Source organism: Campylobacter volucris, assembly GCF_008245045.1.
Taxonomy (GTDB): domain Bacteria; phylum Campylobacterota; class Campylobacteria; order Campylobacterales; family Campylobacteraceae; genus Campylobacter_D; species Campylobacter_D volucris.
This window is the reverse complement of sequence record NZ_CP043428.1, coordinates 1,200,197-1,217,773: the sequence shown is the minus strand read 5'-3', so window position 1 is coordinate 1,217,773 and position 17,577 is coordinate 1,200,197. Positions and strand designations below refer to the sequence as shown.

At 28.8% G+C, this 17,577-nt stretch carries 16 protein-coding genes; all 16 read right to left on the bottom strand.

All coding sequences use genetic code 11. The annotated features are described in order from the left end of the window. Nucleotides 1–8: 8 nt before the first annotated feature. The 16 genes from CVOLT_RS06305 to galE all read right to left on the bottom strand — a co-directional run bounded on the left by CVOLT_RS06305 (nt 9) and on the right by galE (nt 17,540). Nucleotides 9–566, bottom strand: coding sequence for a membrane protein (locus CVOLT_RS06305; RefSeq protein ID WP_039665956.1), 558 nt, complete (start codon nt 564–566; stop codon nt 9–11). A gap of 64 nt (nt 567–630) precedes the next feature. After that, nucleotides 631–1,341, bottom strand: a complete 711-nt coding sequence (gene pssA, locus CVOLT_RS06300; RefSeq protein ID WP_039665955.1) for a CDP-diacylglycerol--serine O-phosphatidyltransferase — start codon at nt 1,339–1,341, stop codon at nt 631–633. Beyond that, complete coding sequence (locus CVOLT_RS06295; RefSeq protein WP_039665954.1) at nt 1,338–1,955, bottom strand: phosphatidylserine decarboxylase-related protein; 618 nt, start codon at nt 1,953–1,955, stop codon at nt 1,338–1,340. The genes pssA and CVOLT_RS06295 overlap by 4 nt, the downstream gene beginning before the upstream one ends. After that, complete coding sequence (ftsH, locus tag CVOLT_RS06290) at nt 1,955–3,877, bottom strand: ATP-dependent zinc metalloprotease FtsH (RefSeq protein WP_039665953.1); 1,923 nt, start codon at nt 3,875–3,877, stop codon at nt 1,955–1,957. The genes CVOLT_RS06295 and ftsH overlap by 1 nt, the downstream gene beginning before the upstream one ends. Continuing rightward, nucleotides 3,858–4,709, bottom strand: a complete 852-nt coding sequence (locus CVOLT_RS06285; RefSeq protein ID WP_039665952.1) for a 50S ribosomal protein L11 methyltransferase — start codon at nt 4,707–4,709, stop codon at nt 3,858–3,860. The genes ftsH and CVOLT_RS06285 overlap by 20 nt, the downstream gene beginning before the upstream one ends. 12 nt (nt 4,710–4,721) lie before the next feature. Then, nucleotides 4,722–5,099, bottom strand: a complete 378-nt coding sequence (locus CVOLT_RS06280; protein ID WP_039665951.1) for a chemotaxis response regulator CheY — start codon at nt 5,097–5,099, stop codon at nt 4,722–4,724. A gap of 114 nt (nt 5,100–5,213) precedes the next feature. Continuing rightward, nucleotides 5,214–6,977, bottom strand: a complete 1,764-nt coding sequence (gene pglF / locus CVOLT_RS06275) for a UDP-N-acetylglucosamine 4,6-dehydratase (configuration-retaining) (protein WP_039665950.1) — start codon at nt 6,975–6,977, stop codon at nt 5,214–5,216. 1 nt (nt 6,978) lies between these two features. Continuing rightward, nucleotides 6,979–8,139: a UDP-N-acetylbacillosamine transaminase gene (gene pglE / locus CVOLT_RS06270; RefSeq protein WP_039665949.1), complete on the bottom strand. Its 1,161-nt coding sequence runs from the start codon at nt 8,137–8,139 to the stop codon at nt 6,979–6,981. A gap of 125 nt (nt 8,140–8,264) precedes the next feature. Beyond that, nucleotides 8,265–8,855, bottom strand: a complete 591-nt coding sequence (gene pglD, locus CVOLT_RS06265; protein ID WP_039665948.1) for a UDP-N-acetylbacillosamine N-acetyltransferase — start codon at nt 8,853–8,855, stop codon at nt 8,265–8,267. Then, a complete protein-coding gene (gene pglC, locus CVOLT_RS06260) occupies nt 8,842–9,444 on the bottom strand; it encodes an undecaprenyl phosphate N,N'-diacetylbacillosamine 1-phosphate transferase (protein ID WP_039665947.1) in 603 nt (200 codons plus the stop codon). Before pglC ends, pglD begins: the two co-directional genes overlap by 14 nt. Beyond that, nucleotides 9,437–10,564, bottom strand: a complete 1,128-nt coding sequence (gene pglA, locus CVOLT_RS06255) for a N,N'-diacetylbacillosaminyl-diphospho-undecaprenol alpha-1,3-N-acetylgalactosaminyltransferase (protein WP_039665946.1) — start codon at nt 10,562–10,564, stop codon at nt 9,437–9,439. The genes pglC and pglA overlap by 8 nt, the downstream gene beginning before the upstream one ends. Next, nucleotides 10,561–12,699, bottom strand: a complete 2,139-nt coding sequence (gene pglB / locus CVOLT_RS06250) for an undecaprenyl-diphosphooligosaccharide--protein glycotransferase (RefSeq protein ID WP_039665945.1) — start codon at nt 12,697–12,699, stop codon at nt 10,561–10,563. Before pglB ends, pglA begins: the two co-directional genes overlap by 4 nt. Then, nucleotides 12,696–13,802: an N-acetylgalactosamine-N,N'-diacetylbacillosaminyl-diphospho-undecaprenol 4-alpha-N-acetylgalactosaminyltransferase gene (pglJ, locus tag CVOLT_RS06245; RefSeq protein WP_039665944.1), complete on the bottom strand. Its 1,107-nt coding sequence runs from the start codon at nt 13,800–13,802 to the stop codon at nt 12,696–12,698. The genes pglB and pglJ overlap by 4 nt, the downstream gene beginning before the upstream one ends. After that, nucleotides 13,799–14,869 carry a GalNAc-alpha-(1->4)-GalNAc-alpha-(1->3)-diNAcBac-PP-undecaprenol alpha-1,4-N-acetyl-D-galactosaminyltransferase gene (pglH, locus tag CVOLT_RS06240; RefSeq protein ID WP_039665943.1) on the bottom strand — a complete coding sequence of 357 codons (1,071 nt, stop codon included), beginning with the start codon at nt 14,867–14,869 and terminating at the stop codon, nt 13,799–13,801. Before pglH ends, pglJ begins: the two co-directional genes overlap by 4 nt. Beyond that, nucleotides 14,866–16,560, bottom strand: a complete 1,695-nt coding sequence (gene pglK / locus CVOLT_RS06235; RefSeq protein ID WP_039666309.1) for a BC-type lipopolysaccharide transporter PglK — start codon at nt 16,558–16,560, stop codon at nt 14,866–14,868. Before pglK ends, pglH begins: the two co-directional genes overlap by 4 nt. Next, nucleotides 16,554–17,540 carry a UDP-glucose 4-epimerase GalE gene (gene galE, locus CVOLT_RS06230; protein ID WP_039665942.1) on the bottom strand — a complete coding sequence of 329 codons (987 nt, stop codon included), beginning with the start codon at nt 17,538–17,540 and terminating at the stop codon, nt 16,554–16,556. The genes pglK and galE overlap by 7 nt, the downstream gene beginning before the upstream one ends. Between the last annotated feature and the right edge of the window lie 37 nt (nt 17,541–17,577).

Sequence of the window (17,577 nt, the reverse complement as noted above, 5' to 3'; positions counted from 1 at the left end):
CTTAAATACTATACGCTAAAATAAGCAATTGTTAGTGTAACAATAAAGCCTAAAATCAATACTGCAATTTGTTTTCCTCTGTCTTTACGGATGGCAACTAAAGTTATTAAAAGTCCAGAAAAATAAAGAATAATCATAGCTAAAGCAAAGGCTAAACCTAGTATAGAAAAATACCACATACCTTTATCTTTATGTAATAAAATCATATCTCCAAGCAAACTTCTAGTTTTTGTGCTAATTCTATATTCATTTTCATTGATTTTTTCTATGCTTACGCTATAGTGTAATTTTCCAATTTCAATTATATTGTGATTTTTTTTGTTAAATTTTGGCTCTAAAGAAGATGGTAGAGCAAGATTGTTTTGCTTTAAAAAATCTATTAAAAATTCTGCTTCAGCACCTTTTTGTATCACAGCTTGAACTTTATATTCTTGAATTTTAGATCCAACATCTCCATCAATACTAGCAAGAAAAGAAAAACCTGTGATAGCATATAAAAAAGCTAATGGCAAAAAAAACAAACTAATATAAATATGAATTTGTCTAAAAATTTTATTTTTATTCAAATTTTACTCCTTATTTTGAAATCTTAATTAAGTTTAACATTCCAAAATGAAGTAAAAATGAATTTTAGTCTTTTTTGAAAGTCTTTGTTAGGGTATATACGCTTCTAAGTAAGCCATATAAAACATAAGAACTAGCAAGTATTAAAGTGCTTTCTAAAAAATATAAATAAAACATGGAAAATAAAACAACCAAAGCGATTAAAACTTTTAATACATTGGCTCTTTTAAGATCAATTTTTTTAAAACTTGGGTATCTGATGTTACTTACCATCAAAAATGCAAGTAAAATTTGAATACCTAAAATCAATAAAGAATAATCTTTAAAAATATCATAATATAAATAAGCACTTACCCATAAAGCACTTACTACAGCAGCAGTTGGTATAGGCAAACCTATAAATACAGATGGCTCATAAGTGCCTGTAGTGACATTAAATCTTGCTAAGCGTATAGCGCCAAAAACTACAAATAAACCCGCAACAAGAGAGCCAAATTTGCCATATTCATATCCTATACTCATGTAAAATAAGATTGCAGGGGCAACGCCAAAAGCGATTAAATCAGCTAAAGAATCAAATTCTATACCAAATTTAGATGTTGAATTTGTAGCTCTTGCAACGCGTCCATCTAGTCCATCGCAAATTAAAGAAAGTATGATATAAATAAGTGCTTTATCAAAATGCTGATTAATAGAAGCTATGATAGAAATAATTCCTAAAAAAATTGAAGCCGCTGTAAAAAGATTTGGTAAGATGTAAATTAATTTAAAATTCATGAGTTTAAATACCCTATTAATCCGCCAATACGAACACTATCATTTTCATTGACACAAATTTTGCTATCTTTTGGCAAAAATAAACTCACGCTTCCATCCAACATAAAACCCATTTCTTGTCCATGATTTAAATAATGGCCAAATTCATAAATGCAAGTTTTTCTATTTAACGCACCAAATATGATTCTCATTGCTAATTTTTTATTTTTAGAATTTGCTAAAAATAAAATTCTTTCTCCTAATAAACTAGAGCTTTTCATAAAAGGACATAAAAAAAGACCATGTTTGATTTTTGTTTCTTTTATCTCCATATCAAGTGGAGTAACAATGCTTCCTTGAGAAAAAATTGAATTTACAATTTGAATTTCAACGCATTCTCCAAGCTCTGTATAAGTAGTAGATTGAATTTTTTTTACTTTTCCTTCTATAGGAGAAATAATAGTGTTTAAATCAGCAACATTTTCGATTTTGCTTGATCTAAAAATAAATACAAAAAAAGCAAAAATCAAACACAATACCCAAGAAAATCCCCAAATAATTTGAATTATTGCAAAAATTATGGCAAGAGATATCAAAAATCCCCAGCCAGATTTTGCAATAAAATTAGTTTTCATTATTTTTCCTTAGTAGCTTCTTGTTCTTTTTCTTCCAAGCGTGTAGGAAGATTATTTTCTTCTTCGTAGTTTTTGATAATCTCTCTAACTTTTGCACCATCTATAGTTTCTTCTTCATATAAAGCTTGAACCATAGTTTCTATGGCTCCGCTATAAGTTTTAAGTATTTCTTTTACTCCAATATAGCGTTCATCTAAAGTTTTTTTAACATACTCGTCCAAATCTTGTGCCATTTTATCAGAATAATCTTTTATGGTTTGACCACCGCTTAAAAAGGTATTTCTTTGTTTTTCAAGAACCATAAGCCCAGCTATCTCACTCATTCCATACATAGAAATCATAGCTTTAATGATATCAGTAGCTCTTTCAAGATCGTTACTTGCTCCGGTTGAAATTTCTTTTATGAAAATTTCTTCAGCTGCTCTTCCTCCAAGCAATACATCTACTTCAGCTAAAAGTTCATGCTTTTGCATTAAAAATTTATTTTCTTCAGGTGTATTTAGTGTGTATCCCAAAGCTGCCAAACCTCTTGGTATAACAGACACTTTACTAACTTTTTTAGCGCCTTTTGTGGTTTCAGCTATTAAAGCATGACCGCATTCATGGTAAGTAACGATTTTTTTCTCTTTATCGTTAATTCTACGAGATTTTTTCTCAAGTCCTGCTATGGCTCTTTCAACAGCTTCTACTAAATCTTTTTGCTCTACATGTTTTTTAGAATCCCTACCAGCTAATAATGCTGCTTCATTTATAATATTTGCTAAATCAGCACCCGCAAGTCCAGCAGTAAGTCTTGCTATATCTTCTACTTTAACTTCAGGTGAAATTTTAACATCTTTCATATGAACTTTTAAAATATCACATCTTCCTTTAAAATCAGGCTTATCTACTAAAACTTGTCTGTCAAAACGACCTGGTCTAAGCAAAGCTGCATCTAAAATTTCTGGACGATTTGTAGCTGCTAAAACTATAACAGGAGAACTTTCAGTTCCAAAACCATCCATTTCAGCTAAAAGTTGATTTAAAGTTTGTTCTCTTTCATCATTTCCACCCATCATTCCACTAGCTGCACGAGACTTTCCTATAGCATCTATTTCATCTATGAAAACTATAGCTGGAGCTTCTTTTTTAGCATTTTCAAATAAATCTCTTACTCTAGAAGCACCAACTCCTACAAACATTTCTATAAAAGATGAGCCTGATACGCTAAAAAAAGGTACATCAGCTTCACCTGCTACTGCTTTTGCAAGTAGAGTTTTACCTGTCCCTGGAGGACCTACAAGCAAAAGCCCTTTTGGAATTTTTGCCCCTAAGCTAATGTATCTTTCAGGATATTTTAAAAAATCAACTATTTCTTTTACTTCCTCTTTAGCTTCTTCAACACCTGCTACATCGTTAAATTTTACTTTTGGTTTTTCTGAATTGACAAGTTTTTTAGAGCTACCGATGCCAAGTATGGATCCCCCCATATTTTTTTGCATACGAGAAGCCAAAAACATCCAAATTCCAAAGAAAATAAACACAGGTAATACCCAAGAAAGCAAAATATCTATAAACCAATTGCTTTCATTAAATGCACCATATGAAACACCTTTTGAATCAAGCAAAGGAACAAATGTAGTATCGCTTGGGACTTTTTTAGTGATATAAACCATATTTCCTGCTTTAGAAACGGCTTTTATAGTAGTTTGTCCTATATTTACTTGAGCTATTTGATTGTTTTCTATAAGAGTTTTAAGCTCAGAATATGTAATTTTTTTAGTATTTTCGCTGCCTGTAATTCCCATACTAGGATCATCTGAAAATCCTTTAAACAAGAAAATCATTACTATGGCAAAAATAGCAAAAATAAAAATAGGATTTTTATTAAAAAAACTATTATTATTTTGGTTATCTTTAGGGTTATTTGTTTTTTTGTCCATTCTTTTCCTTTTTATAAACTAAACTCAACCAATCTCCTTTATTTTTAGACTCTAATAAAGTAAGATCTTTGAATTTTTCTTTAATTTTGTTTTCATATTTATTTAAAATTCCAGATAATATTAAAATTCCATCATCTTTCATTTTTTCTTTTAAATCTTTTTCTAATATCATTATCACATCAGCGATGATATTGGCCACAACTATATCATATTTTTGTAAGCTTTTATTAACTGAACCAATCCATATATCATCAAAAACAACATTGTTTAATTTTGCATTTTCTTTGCTTGCTATTACGGCTAATTCATCAGTATCACAAGCTTGTACTTTGGCGTTTAACTTAGCCATGATGATGCTTAAAATTCCACTTCCACATCCTACATCAAGGCAAAATTTTTCTTTATTAGTGTATTTTTGTATAAATTCTATACAGGTATAAGTGCTTTCATGATGACCAGAGCCAAAAGCTAAAGCAGGATCAATGATAATATTGATTTTATCTTTTAAAGGTTCTTGCCAAGTTGTATGGATATGAATATTTTCTATCGTTAAAGCTTGTATACCTTTTTTATACTCTTCTATCCAATTTTTGTTTTCTTTTTTTTCTAAACTAGAATGAAATAAAATTTGTAAATTAAATTTTTCACAAAGTTTTTGATGAAAATCTGTTAAAGCTAAATGGATAAGTTCTAGGTTTTCTTCAGATCTTATGTATATACCATTATCTTTTTCTTCAATTGCATCTATATTAAAAGAAAAAATCAGATCAAGGAATAAATTTAAATATTCCTTGTCTGTTTGAAAAAAAAGTTCATAATAGTATTTTTGCATAGAAAGAGTAGGTTAGCCTTCGTTGCTTCCTAAAACATCTTCAAGTTTTTCTTTTAAAACTTGAGGGGTGAAAGGTTTTACTATATAGTTATTAACTCCAGCTTTTAAAGCTGTGATAACTTCAGCTTTACCACCTTCTGTTGTAACCATAATAATAGGCATATCAGCATATTTTTCTTCAGCTCTTACTTTTTTAACTAACTCTAATCCATTCATTTCAGGCATATTCCAGTCAGTGATTAAAACTTTAATATCATCATTTTGTGAAAGTAAATCCCAAGCTTCAACCCCATGCTCAGCCTCTAAAACATCTTTATGTCCTAATCTTACAAGGGTATTTTTGATTATCCTTCTCATTGTAGAACTATCATCAACAACCAATAATTTCACTTTTTTTCCTTTATTTGATTTCAATCACATTTTAAAAATGCAATTCTATCGTTTTTATTCATATTAATCAAGTAAAATTTAAATTATATTATTTAAAATAAAACAAGAATTTAATCATTCTCCGTTTTTATTATGATTAAATTCAGGTACTATTTCTTTTAAAATTTGCACAGGATCTTGAGCACAAATTAATCTTTGAATGTCTTTATTTAGTTCATCTAAATTTTTAATTTCACTAGTGGTAACAAAGATACTTTCATATTGAGTTTTTAAATCATTTTCGTGAATTAAAAGCTCTTCGTATAATTTTTCACCTTTTCTAAGCCCAGTGATTTTAATTTCTAATTTCTTATTAGATAATAATAACATTTTTTTTGCTAAATCCATGATTTTAACAGGTTTGCCCATGTCTAGCACAAACAATTCCCCGCCTTTTGCAATAGCAGCAGCTTGTAATACAAGTTGCACCGCTTCATCTACTAGCATGAAATAACGCACTATATCAGGGTGGGTTAAAGTCAAAGGTTCATTAGCAGCAATTTGAGCTTTAAATTTAGGTATAACACTACCACTTGATCCTAAAACATTGCCAAAACGAACACAAGCTACTTCAAAATTATCTTTGCTTGAGCTTAGAGCATAAAGCTCGCAAATTCTTTTTGTGCATCCCATGACATTTGTAGGACGAACAGCTTTATCAGTGCTTATCATGACAAATTTATTTACTTCATATTTTTTAGCAAGATCAATTAAATTTTTAGTCCCCATGATATTATTTAAAATTGCTGAGTGAGGGTTTTGCTCACATAAAGGGACATGCTTATAAGCTGCAGCGTGTAAAATAAGATCTATTTTTTTGGTACTTAGCAATTTTTCAAGAGCTTCTTTGTCTAAAATGCTTATCATAATAGCTTCGATTTTTTCTTTATGAGTGTTTAGATCTTCACTGATTTTGTAAAGATTATATTCACTGTGATCAAGCATTATAAGATGTTTAGCGCCAAATTTTATACATTGTTTGCAAAGCTCACCTCCTATGGTTCCACCAGCCCCGCTTACTAAAACAGTTTTATCCTTGATAAAATCAATTACACAAGCATTGTCTAAATCTTTAGGTTTTCTAGCAAGTAGATCTTCTATGCTAATATCTCTTGCTTCATTTTGAGTAAAAGAAAAAAGTTTAATATCATTTATACCATAAGAAATAAGTTCATCAAATAAAGCTTTTAATTCATCTTGTTCTAATTTTAAAGCAATGATAGCTGTGTGAATGCCTTCTTGGGTGTATTTTTTGATTGCTTCTTTGTTTTCGACTATAAATTTATCACAATAAGTGCCTATTAAATTTTTGCGCTCATCAACTACAGCCACAGGAAATAATCCAAGACTACCTTCTTTGGCTCCTTTTAATAAATGCAAGGCTTTAGAAGTTGCTCCAACTACTATACAAGGATGTTCTTCATTGTATTTTGGTTTTCTAAAATCTACAACCATTCTTTTACTAATTCTTAAACTTCCAACAAGCATACAAGAAAGCACAAAATCTATACCAATTACGCTTCTTGGAAAAGGATTAAAAAAATCATCATATAAAAAATAAATTCCTAAAAATGCAAGTTCGGCCAAAGCTAGTGCCAATACTAATTTTCTTGCCTCATTAAGAGAAAAAAACCTCCAAGCAACCTGATAAATTCTAAATAAAGCTAAAAATATAATCTTTAAAAAGATTAAAACTACAGCACTTTTAAACATTCCCTCATAAAATTCATTAGGTATATCTGCACTAAAACGCAAAGAAAAAGACAAAAATATACTAATAACAAATAATAAAATATCAGCACCTAAGAAAAATCCTAGGCGTTTGCTTTTATAATCCATTTTAATCCTTTAAAGTTTTTAAAATAAGCATAGAAACTTCTTCTATATCATTTTTTTCCATAGTCGTTGCACTTGGAAGACAAATGCCATTACTAAAGAAAAATTCGCTATTGCCGTTTAAATATGCATCATAACCTTTGTATAATGGCTGTAAATGCATAGGTTTCCAAAGAGGACGACTTTCTATTTGATTGTCTTTTAAAGTTTGGATTATTTTTAAAATTTTATTTTGAATTGATACATTTTCATTGCCACATATATGGTGTTTTTCATAAGTATTAAGTTTATCAAAGCTAAAATCAAGCAAAGCGGTGCTAAGCCAACGATTTGATTTAGAATTTTCTAACTCATCTAAAAAAGTAAAAGTTTGCCCTAAAAATTCTTTATACCAATTATAAATTTGGCGTTTTTTTTCTACTCTTTGATCTAAAACTTCCATTTGGGCTGTACCAATTGCACCTAAGATATTGCTCATTCTATAATTATAGCCATATTCTTTATGCTCATAGTGCAAGCAATCTTCTCTTGCTTGAGTGCTATAAAATCTTGCTTTTTCAAGATTAGCTTTATTTTCACTTACTAGCATACCACCGCCACCTGTGGTGATGATTTTATTACCATTAAAAGAATATACTCCAAAATCCCCAAATGTTCCCAAAGCTTTATTTTTGTAAAAACTTCCTAAAGCTTCTGCGGCATCTTCGATTAGATAAATTTCATTTTCTTTACAAATTTGGACTATTTCATCCATTTTAGAAGCATTTCCATAAAGATGAGTAAGAATGAGAGCTTTTGGCTTTTTAGGGCTTTCTTTGATAGCTTTTTTTAACAAATTTACATCTAAATTATAAGTTTCATCACAATCAATAAACACAGCACGCGCACCCATATAAGAAATAGGAGCAACTGAAGCTATAAAAGTAAAACTTGAAGCAAGGACTATATCATCTTGTTTGATTCCTAAAACTCTAAGAGCTAAATGTATCGCCGCTGTAGCGGCATTTAAAGCTAATGCATTAGAACTTTTTGTGTAATCTTTTATGCTTTGCTCTAAAGCATTTACAAATTCTCCCAAAGGCGCTATATAGTTGCTTTCAAAAGCCTTGTGTATGTACTCTAATTCTTTTTTGCTCATATGAGGTGCTGATAGAAAAAATCTCATTTTAATCCTTTATGCAAATGATTTTGCTTAGTATTCTATCTAAAATAGATTATCATTTGATATTTTTGGAATTTTATTTTTAAAATAGATATTTGATGTTTATAAAAATGAAATAACAAATTAGATTATTTTTGAAGTTTTTTAGCAGGAATTCCTATATAAGTTCCTTTGCAATTTATATCTTTTACAATCACTCCACCAGCTCCTAAAGTGATATCATCACTTAAATTAATACAAGGTATAATGCTTGAATTTACTCCTAAAAAGCAACGCTTTCCTATTTTTACATTTCCTGCTATTTTAGCTCCTATACTTATATGGGAAAATTCATCCACAAAACATTCATGTTCTACAACACTAGCTGTATTTAAAATCACTCCTTTTTTTATACTAGCTTTGGCATTTACTACCACATTTGGCATGATTAAAATTCCTTCATCATCTAAAGATACGCTAGGGCTAATGATGGCACTTTTGTGGATTAAATTTACTATTTTAAAGCCATCTTGCTTGACTTGATTAAAAACTTTTTCTCTAATAGCATTGGCACCTATGGCTATAAACATATCATGTTTTTCTAATTTGGCTGAGTATTTTAAGCCTTTATTATCATCTAAAAAAATGATATTAGTATAGCCCATATTTATAGCCACATCAGCACAAACTAAACCATGCCCGCTAGCTCCATATATATAAATACTTTTAGTTGTGTCCATTGAATTTATCCGTTGTGGCATTGCCTTGTTTATTTACTCCGCTTCTTTTGATGACTTTAATGATCGTCATAAAAAATATTTTTAGATCAAATAAAAAAGAGCATTTTTGCACATATTCTACATCAAATTTAAATTTTTGCTCCCAAGATATAGCATTTCTTCCATTAATTTGAGCCCATCCCGTGATGCCTGGCCTTACATCGTGGCGTTTTTTTTGCTCTTGATTGTATAATGGTAAATATTCTACAAGCAAAGGTCTTGGGCCAATAAAACTCATATCGCCTTTAAGCACATTAAAAAGTTGAGGTAATTCATCCAAACTTAGACTTCTTATTAATTTACCAAAAGGTTTTAAACGCAATTCATCGCTTAATAAATTGCCATTTTCATCTTTTTCATCACTCATAGTTTTAAATTTATAAATATAAAAAACTTTTTCATTTAATCCTGGTCTTGCTTGTTTAAAAATAGCACTTCCTTGAACTAATTTTAAAATCAAAGCGATTAATAAAATAAATGGTAAAAAAATACAAAGCAAAATCAAAGCAAGAAAAAAATCAAATACTCTTTTTAAGCCATTTTTATACATCAACAAATCCTTTATAAAATTCAATATATTCTAAAGCGATATGATTTTCATTATAATTTTGAGCTTTGATAAATGCATTTTTAGCTAAAGTATTTTTAAATTTTTCATCTTCTAATAAAATTTGAATTTTTTCTACTAAGTCTTTAGCGTCTTTACTTTTGCAAATTAAACCATCAATAGCATTTTCTACTGCTTCAATACATCCTTCGCAATCACTTACCACACAAGCTTTTTTACATGCCATAGCTTCTAAAACCGTTCTAGGATAGCCTTCTTTATAGCTTGGCAATACAAAAATATCACATAAATTTAACAATCTTGCAATATCTTTTCTAGCCCCTAAATAAAAAACATTACCTGAGTTTAAAAATTCAAGCGGTGCACAAGATTTATTATCATCTCTTCCACCTACTAAAACAAAATTTGCTTGATCTTTTAAAAGATTTGCAGCTTCGTAAAATTCTTTTATGCCTTTGTGCCAAAGCGCTCTAGCTATCATTAAAACTATAGGTTTATTAGGCATATTAAATTCTTGTAAAAAATATTCTCTTTCTTCTTTAGAAATTTGAAGTGGTAGAAATTGTTTTAAATTTACACCTACTGATTTGATGATTTTAATTTTTTCATCTTTTAAGCCTAAATTTTTCATAAATAAAGCATTGCTTTCATTGACAAAAATAAAACCATTAGCAAGTTTAAAAACGATTTTGTATAAAAAATTAATACTAGTTTTTACTAGCTTGCTTTTAAAATCTTCATCTATATAAAAACTTCCCAAACCCTCAACTAAACCAAAAGTATATTTTATACCAGCTAATTTTGCTGCTATGATGCCAGTTGTATTGCTTTTGTGTGCGCTAGTTTGCAAAAGGTCTAAATTTAAATTTTTTAATGTATTTTTTAAGCTTAAAAGATTTTTTAAAACTACTAAAGGATTTACACTAGCTCTTGAAAGCTCATAATGACAAACATTAAAACCTTGTTTAGCTAGTTCTAAGGAAAATTCATCCTTTGGAGTGATGATGATAATTTCGTGATTATTTTTTATTAAAGCCTTGATGAGTGCTAATCTAAAATAATAAGCACTCATAGCACTATGGGTTAAAATTCCTATTCTCATTTTTTTAACCTATAAATTTTAGCTCTAATGTCATTGGTAACTTGCTCATATAAATCTGTGTCGTATTGATTGAGCAAAAACATCTGTATATAAGCGCTATTGTAAAGATTTTCATCTAAGATAATAAAACTTTTATATTCTCGTAAAAATAATAAATAAATTTGAGATTTTGGATCAATTTCATTGTAATAATATTTGCCATTGACAATGGATTCAACATCAATAAAAGCTTTTAAAGGTAAGGTCGCTCCTTCAAGTTTTAAAGCTCTAAAATCATTTACAATTTCAACTCCATTATCAAGTATTACTGATCTTGTTGTAGGATCTTGAGCTATAGCATTTGCTTGAGAGAAAAATAAACTTTTTTCTTGAGCTCCTGTGTCAGGGCTTGTGTTTGCAAACTGAGCTACAACAGGCATAATGCGTAGCATTCTATAAGGCATATAAATATAAACATCTCTAGTTTTATTAGTATCTAGTGTGAAATTTTTATCGCTTAATAAATTTAAAAAATCTTTAGCATTGCTTGTATTATAGTCTTTTACCATTGCTTTTAAAATATCTGGATAATTTTCTTTAAAAGATTTTTCAGTATATTCTACGCTAAGTCTTGCCATATTTGCAGCAGAAATAGGATCTTTACTCAAGATAAAAGATGAGAAAAAATTATCTTTTCCAAGATGCTTACCACCATCAATTAAAGTTTTTACATCACTAAAATAGCGAATAGGATAACCATAATCCCACCAAGCAACCACATAATCTTCTCTTTGAGCTTTATTTTTCAAATCATCTAAAATACTAGCTTCATAAGAAGTAAAAACCGTAGATGATTTATAATAATATATATGCAAAATAGCAGGTGCTAAAGCGAAAATAGTAGTAAAAAATAAGAAAATATTGATATTTTTAAGCGAAGTAAGTATTTTTTTTCTTTGTAAGAAATTGATTAAAATATATAAAAAATATCCAAACCCTAAAGCCATTACAGGAACAGCATAAATGGTAAATCTAAGCCCAGCAATTAAAGCTACAAAGCCCAAAGCTAACATCGGTAAAGCTAAAAGCATGCTTTTATGATCTTTGCATAAAAAAATTAAACCTATAAAAGAACAAATAAAAACAAGCACACTTGAGCTAATTCTTTGCATAAATACTTCAAGATTGATAGTATTTACTTCCATAATAGTTTCATTAACATTAAAATACAAAAATGCAGCTTCTTTTAAATTTTGCACATCATCAGCTTTAAAAACATAAAATTTAAGCTGATATAACACAGGATCTAATCCACCACTTAAAAATAAAACTAAAATGCTTCCAAAAACTAAAGCCCAAATGGTGTAAAAGTTAATTTTTTCTTCTTTTAATGCAAAAATAGCAAATAGCAAAACGATTAATGCTAATTTTATATACCATGCTAACATACTTAAAGCTAAAATCATAACGACTATAGCAAGATAAAAAATCTTTTCTTTTCTATGAAAAACTAAAGTATAAAGTGCAAAAAGTCCTATCATAGCAAAATTTAAAGAATAGCTTGATGGATACCACCATAAATAAATCATTATAAAAATAGGACTTAAAAGTAGGGTAAAGACATCTTTGGTTATGGTCAATCGTATAAAAGAAAGTAAAATCATCATAGGTAAAACAAGCACTAGCATATCAGTATCATAATACCCGCTCATAGTACGATTATAATAACTATTTGCAATTGAAGCAATTAACGCGGCTATAAATCCATATGTTGTGAGTTTGTATTCTCTTGCTATTAAAATAAGTGGTATTACAATCAATGATGAAAAAAAAGTGCTCATATATACCATAATACTTTCAAGACTAAAGGGTAAAAAATGATATAGCCAATAAGTTAAGGTAGAAAGTGAGCTACCAAAATAAGACAAATCATTTGCTTGGTGAAAACCAGCTATCATATCCCTAGCACCTTCTGCAAAAGCATAGCCATCATTAGTTGTAATCATAAGTTGATCATTAAAGAAAAATTCATGAAATTCACTTGCCCAAACAACCCAATAAAGCCTACAAACTATACTAAAACCAAAGGCAATTAAAATTAAAATACAAGTATAAATAATAGAATTATTTTCAATATAATTTTGTTTTAATTTCATCCATGAACCTCATTAAAAAATTCAAAAAGTTTTTTAGCGATTTGAACTTTGTCAAATTCTTGTGCTCTTGTAAAAGCTTTTTGTCTGTATTGTTGTTTTAAATTTTCATCAAAGCACATTTTCTCTAAACCCTTTTGCATAGCATCTTGATCATCTACTTTTACTAAAAGTCCAAATTCATCATCTAAAAATAATTCTCTTGCTCCACTTTTATGATCAGTACAAAGCACAGCGCAATTACAAGCTAAGCATTCAATCAAAACATTGGAAAAACCTTCAAAACTAGAAGCAAAAGCAAAAAAATCACATTTGCTCATGTATTTATAAGGATTATTATCAAATCCAAGCAAGAAAACCTTATCTTTTAAATTTAGTTCTTCAATTAAATTTAAAAGCTCATTTTTTAAGATACCTTCGCCTAAAATGACAAGTTTTAAATTAGTTTGCACTTTTGCATAAGCTCTAATGAGCATAGCATGATTTTTCCCACTATCTAATCTACCTACACTTAATATAAAAGGATCTTTAAAAGGTATTTGCTCTTTTGATTTTTCGCTAATACTTTCTAAGTCTATAGCATTATATAAAATATCGCATTTATCAGCTTGGATGTTAAAATTTTGCAAAAGATCTTCTTTGTTTCCTAAAGAATTTGCCAAAATTAAATCTGCTTTATTGTATAAATTTTTAATCAAAAATTTATTGATAAAAGAATTAAGATTATTATGTTTATATATCACGCTAGGAGTGGTGCATTCATTGATTATCAAAGTAGATTTTAAACCAAGCATTTTAGCCATCAAGGCTATGTAGTTTGGTCTATTTAATAAAACAAATTGCAAATTGATGTCTAAATTTTCACATAATTTTTTATATTTTAAAGCAAGCAAAGGAAGTTTTAAAAATTTAGCCAAATTGCTTTCGTTTGGTGATGATTTTTCAAGATAGTGTATGGAAACTTGTGGTATATCATAAGAAATTTTATCATTCATTAAAATCAAATGCACTTCATATTTTAAATTTAACATAGGAAGTAAAGTAGAAACAACTCTTTCAGCCCCACCACTACCTAAAGAGTATATAAAAATTGCAAGTTTTTTCATGATTTAGCCTTTACTTCGTTGATTAATTTTATCCATTTATTTGCTACATTGCTTACTTCATAGTCTTGACATCTTTGCAAGGCATTTATGGTGATTTGTTTTCTTAAATTTTCATCTTGCATTAGTAAAGTTAGTTTTTCACTTAAAGCTTTATCATCATCAATATCAATTAAAATTCCATCTTTTTCATCGTTTATTAAATCTTTATAACCACTTGTATATTTCGTGCTAATGCGAGCAACTTGAAAGTATAAACTTTCTAATAAAACAGTAGGCAAACCTTCAATATAAGAACAAAGACAAATGATTTTTGCTTTTTCGTATAAATCTTGCATATTAGAAACTTTTCCTAAAAATTTAACCTTTATAGCTAAATCATTTGCTTGATTGATTAAAGTTTGTTTTAACTCCCCATCTCCTGCGATTAAAAATTTGTATTGATTTTGTAAATTTTTATCTAGTCTTGCTATGGCTTTTAAAAACATTGAAGGATTTTTATTATGATCTAATCTTCCAACAAATAAAACAATATTTTCTTTTTCTAAGTTGCTAGTATTTGGAGTAAAATGACAAGGATTTGGCATATTGATGACTTTTTTGACAAATTTTTCATAATAGCTTTTATCATCATTACTAAGCACGGTTAATGCATCAGCATAAGGAAAACTAAAATCACGCAAAAATTTCCAAATTTTTGATTTTAAATAAGCATGTGAGCTATGCTCGCTAATAATCAAAGGAGTATTTAGTCCTTTTTTTGCCCAAATACAAGCAATATTAGTTGTATCTAAAAAAGATATAAAAACATCACAGTTGTGTTCTTTTAAAGCTTGTTTTAAAGCTTTAAATTTTTTAATGCGTGAGGCAATTTTATTATAAAGAGTAGAAAAGTCAAATTGTTCTAAAGTAAAAAGTTTTATTTTAGGATCTAGTTTATAAAAAGATTCTTCTTTGTGAAATTTGATGATATTAATTTCATGATTTTTACAAAGCTCGTTAGCTAAAGTTACTAAAACTCTTTCAGCCCCACCTGAATTTAAAGTAGCGATGATAAAAGTTATTTTCATCTTTTTTCCTTTAAAATACCCCGTTCGACTTCAAACACTCTATCGCATCCTTGTATGGTAGAAAGTCTATGAGCGATGATGATTAAAGTTTTATCTTTTGAAATTTTATAAATTTCTTCCATGATTTTTGCTTCACTTTCTTGATCAAGAGCGCTAGTAGCTTCATCTAAAACTAAAATTTCAGGTTTTTGATAAAGTGCTCTTGCTATGGCAATTCTTTGTCTTTGACCTCCGCTTAAAAATGAGCCTGAATCTCCTACTTTAGTATGCACTCCATGTTCTAAAGATTTTACAAAGCTTTCAAGATTGGCTTGTTTGATTACTTGATGTAAAAGCTCTTCATCGATATCTTCGCCAAAGCTGATATTTTTTGCAATAGAATCATTAAAAAGATAAATTTGTTGAGGTATATAGCCAATTTTACTTCTAAAACTTTTTATATTACTCTCATCTAATTTGACTCCATCTACAAAAATAGCTCCATCATTTGGTTTTAAAAGTCCTATTATAAGATCAACCAAAGTACTTTTTCCACTACCACTTTTACCTATAAAAGCAATTTTTTCATTTTTTTTGAGTGTGAAATTTAAGCCTTTGAATAAATTTCTTTTGCCTTGATAAGCAAAAAAGAGTTTTTTCAATTCTATTTTATCTTGAAAAGTTATTTTTTCATCACCTAATTTTTCTTCTTTTTCATTTAGGATGTTATAGATGATATCTAAAGAATTTTTATAATAAATTATTTCATTATAACTAGTGATGATACGGTTTGCACTAGGCATTAAACGATAAAGTGCTACAACAAATATAGTAATCGTTGCTAAAATAGAAGAAATATCACTTTCATATTTTAACACCAAATAAACTATGATCAAACAAAGCATACAAAAACCCATACCTTCAAGGTAAATTCTAGGTATGCTTGACATACTTTCGTTGCTAATATTTGCTTTAGCAAAAAGCCCACTTTGAGTTTCATATAGTTTTTGTGTGCTTTGTTCTTTTGTTTTTAGTTTGATAATTTTAAAGTTATTTAAATTCGCATTTAAAATTTCAAAATAATTTTTCATCGCTTCTTCTCTAGCAATGGAAGCTTTTTTTACCAAAGGAGAAAGAATTTTAATCAAAATAAATGCATTTAAAAGCAAAAAAACACTCAAAGCCAAAGTAATTTTATAATTTATGATTAATAAAAGTGTATAAAGTAAAAATACTACAAAGCTTTCGCTTAGCATTAGTAAAAATGCACTAATTAGCGTGCTTAAGTGAAAAACTTCTTGAGTGATGGTTTTTAAAAGTTCAGATTGGTTTTTATTAGTAAAATTTTCATACTCAAGGTGTAAATATTTGTTAAAAATTCTACAAGCAAAAGTATGGTAGCGTCCTTTAGAAAACCTAGCTAAAAGGTGAAAATAAAAAGCATTTAAAAAAGCCCTAAATATGTAAAAAGCTATTAAGATACAGCCAAAATAAGCTACAAGCTTATATGAGGGTAAATTTAAATACTCATAAATTGGCTTAAAATATGAGCTTTTTTCCAAAAGCTCAAAATTACTTGCCACTGAGACAAAAGGCATGATTAAAGATATGGCAAAACTTTCGATAAATCCTATAAAAATAGAAAATATAAGTAAGCCAAATAAAAATCTTTTATCTTGAGTATTGAGAATGAAAAACAGTTTTTTTAACACTGCTTTTCCCACTCATAAGCACTTTTACAAATTAATTTTAAATCATCATATTTTGGTTTCCATGAAGTTAAAGTTTTAATTTTATCAGCATTGGATATTAACACTGATGGATCTCCGGCTCTTTTTGGAGCAACTTCAACTTCAAAATCAACCCCACTTACTTCTTTCATAGTTTGTACTACTTCTTTTACGCTAAATCCATGTCCATATCCAACATTAAAAGTATCGCTTGGATTATTTTGTAGGTAATCTAGTGCTGCTAAATGAGCATTAGATAAATCATCAACATGGATATAATCTCTAATACAAGTACCATCTTTAGTGTTATAATCTGTTCCAAAAATGTATAATTTATCTCTTTTTCCACAAGCTACTTCAGCAGCTACTTTGATAAGTAATGTAGCTTTTGGATAGCGTTGTCCTATAGGATAATCCATACAAGCTCCAGCTACATTAAAATACCTTAAAATACAATATTTAAATTCAGGATTAGCCATATTTGCATCACGCAAAACTTGCTCACTCATTAATTTACTATTGCCATAAGGATTGATAGGGTTAAGTGGGCTTTGCTCATCTACTATAGGAGTTTGCGGTTCTCCATAAGTAGCAGCTGTTGAAGAAAAGATGAATTTATTTACACCATTTTCAAGACAAGTTTGGATCAAATTGCTTGTGTTTGCGGTATTATTCATATAATATTTCAAAGGATTTTGCATACTTTCAGGTACTTCAATACTAGCTGCAAAATGTACTACTGCATCAAATTTTTCTTCTTGAAAAAGCTTTTTTATACCAGCAAAATCGCTTAAATCTTGATGAAAAAATTTAAAATCTCTTATTTTTTTAAGCTCATCAAGACTTATCTTACTTCCTTTAGAAAGATTATCTAAAACGCAAATTTCATGATTGGTTTGTAAAAATTGTCTTAAGGTGTGAGAGCCTATATAGCCAGCACCACCAGTGATTAATATTTTCATACCTTTCCTTTTTGTTAAAATGTAAAGATTATTGTAA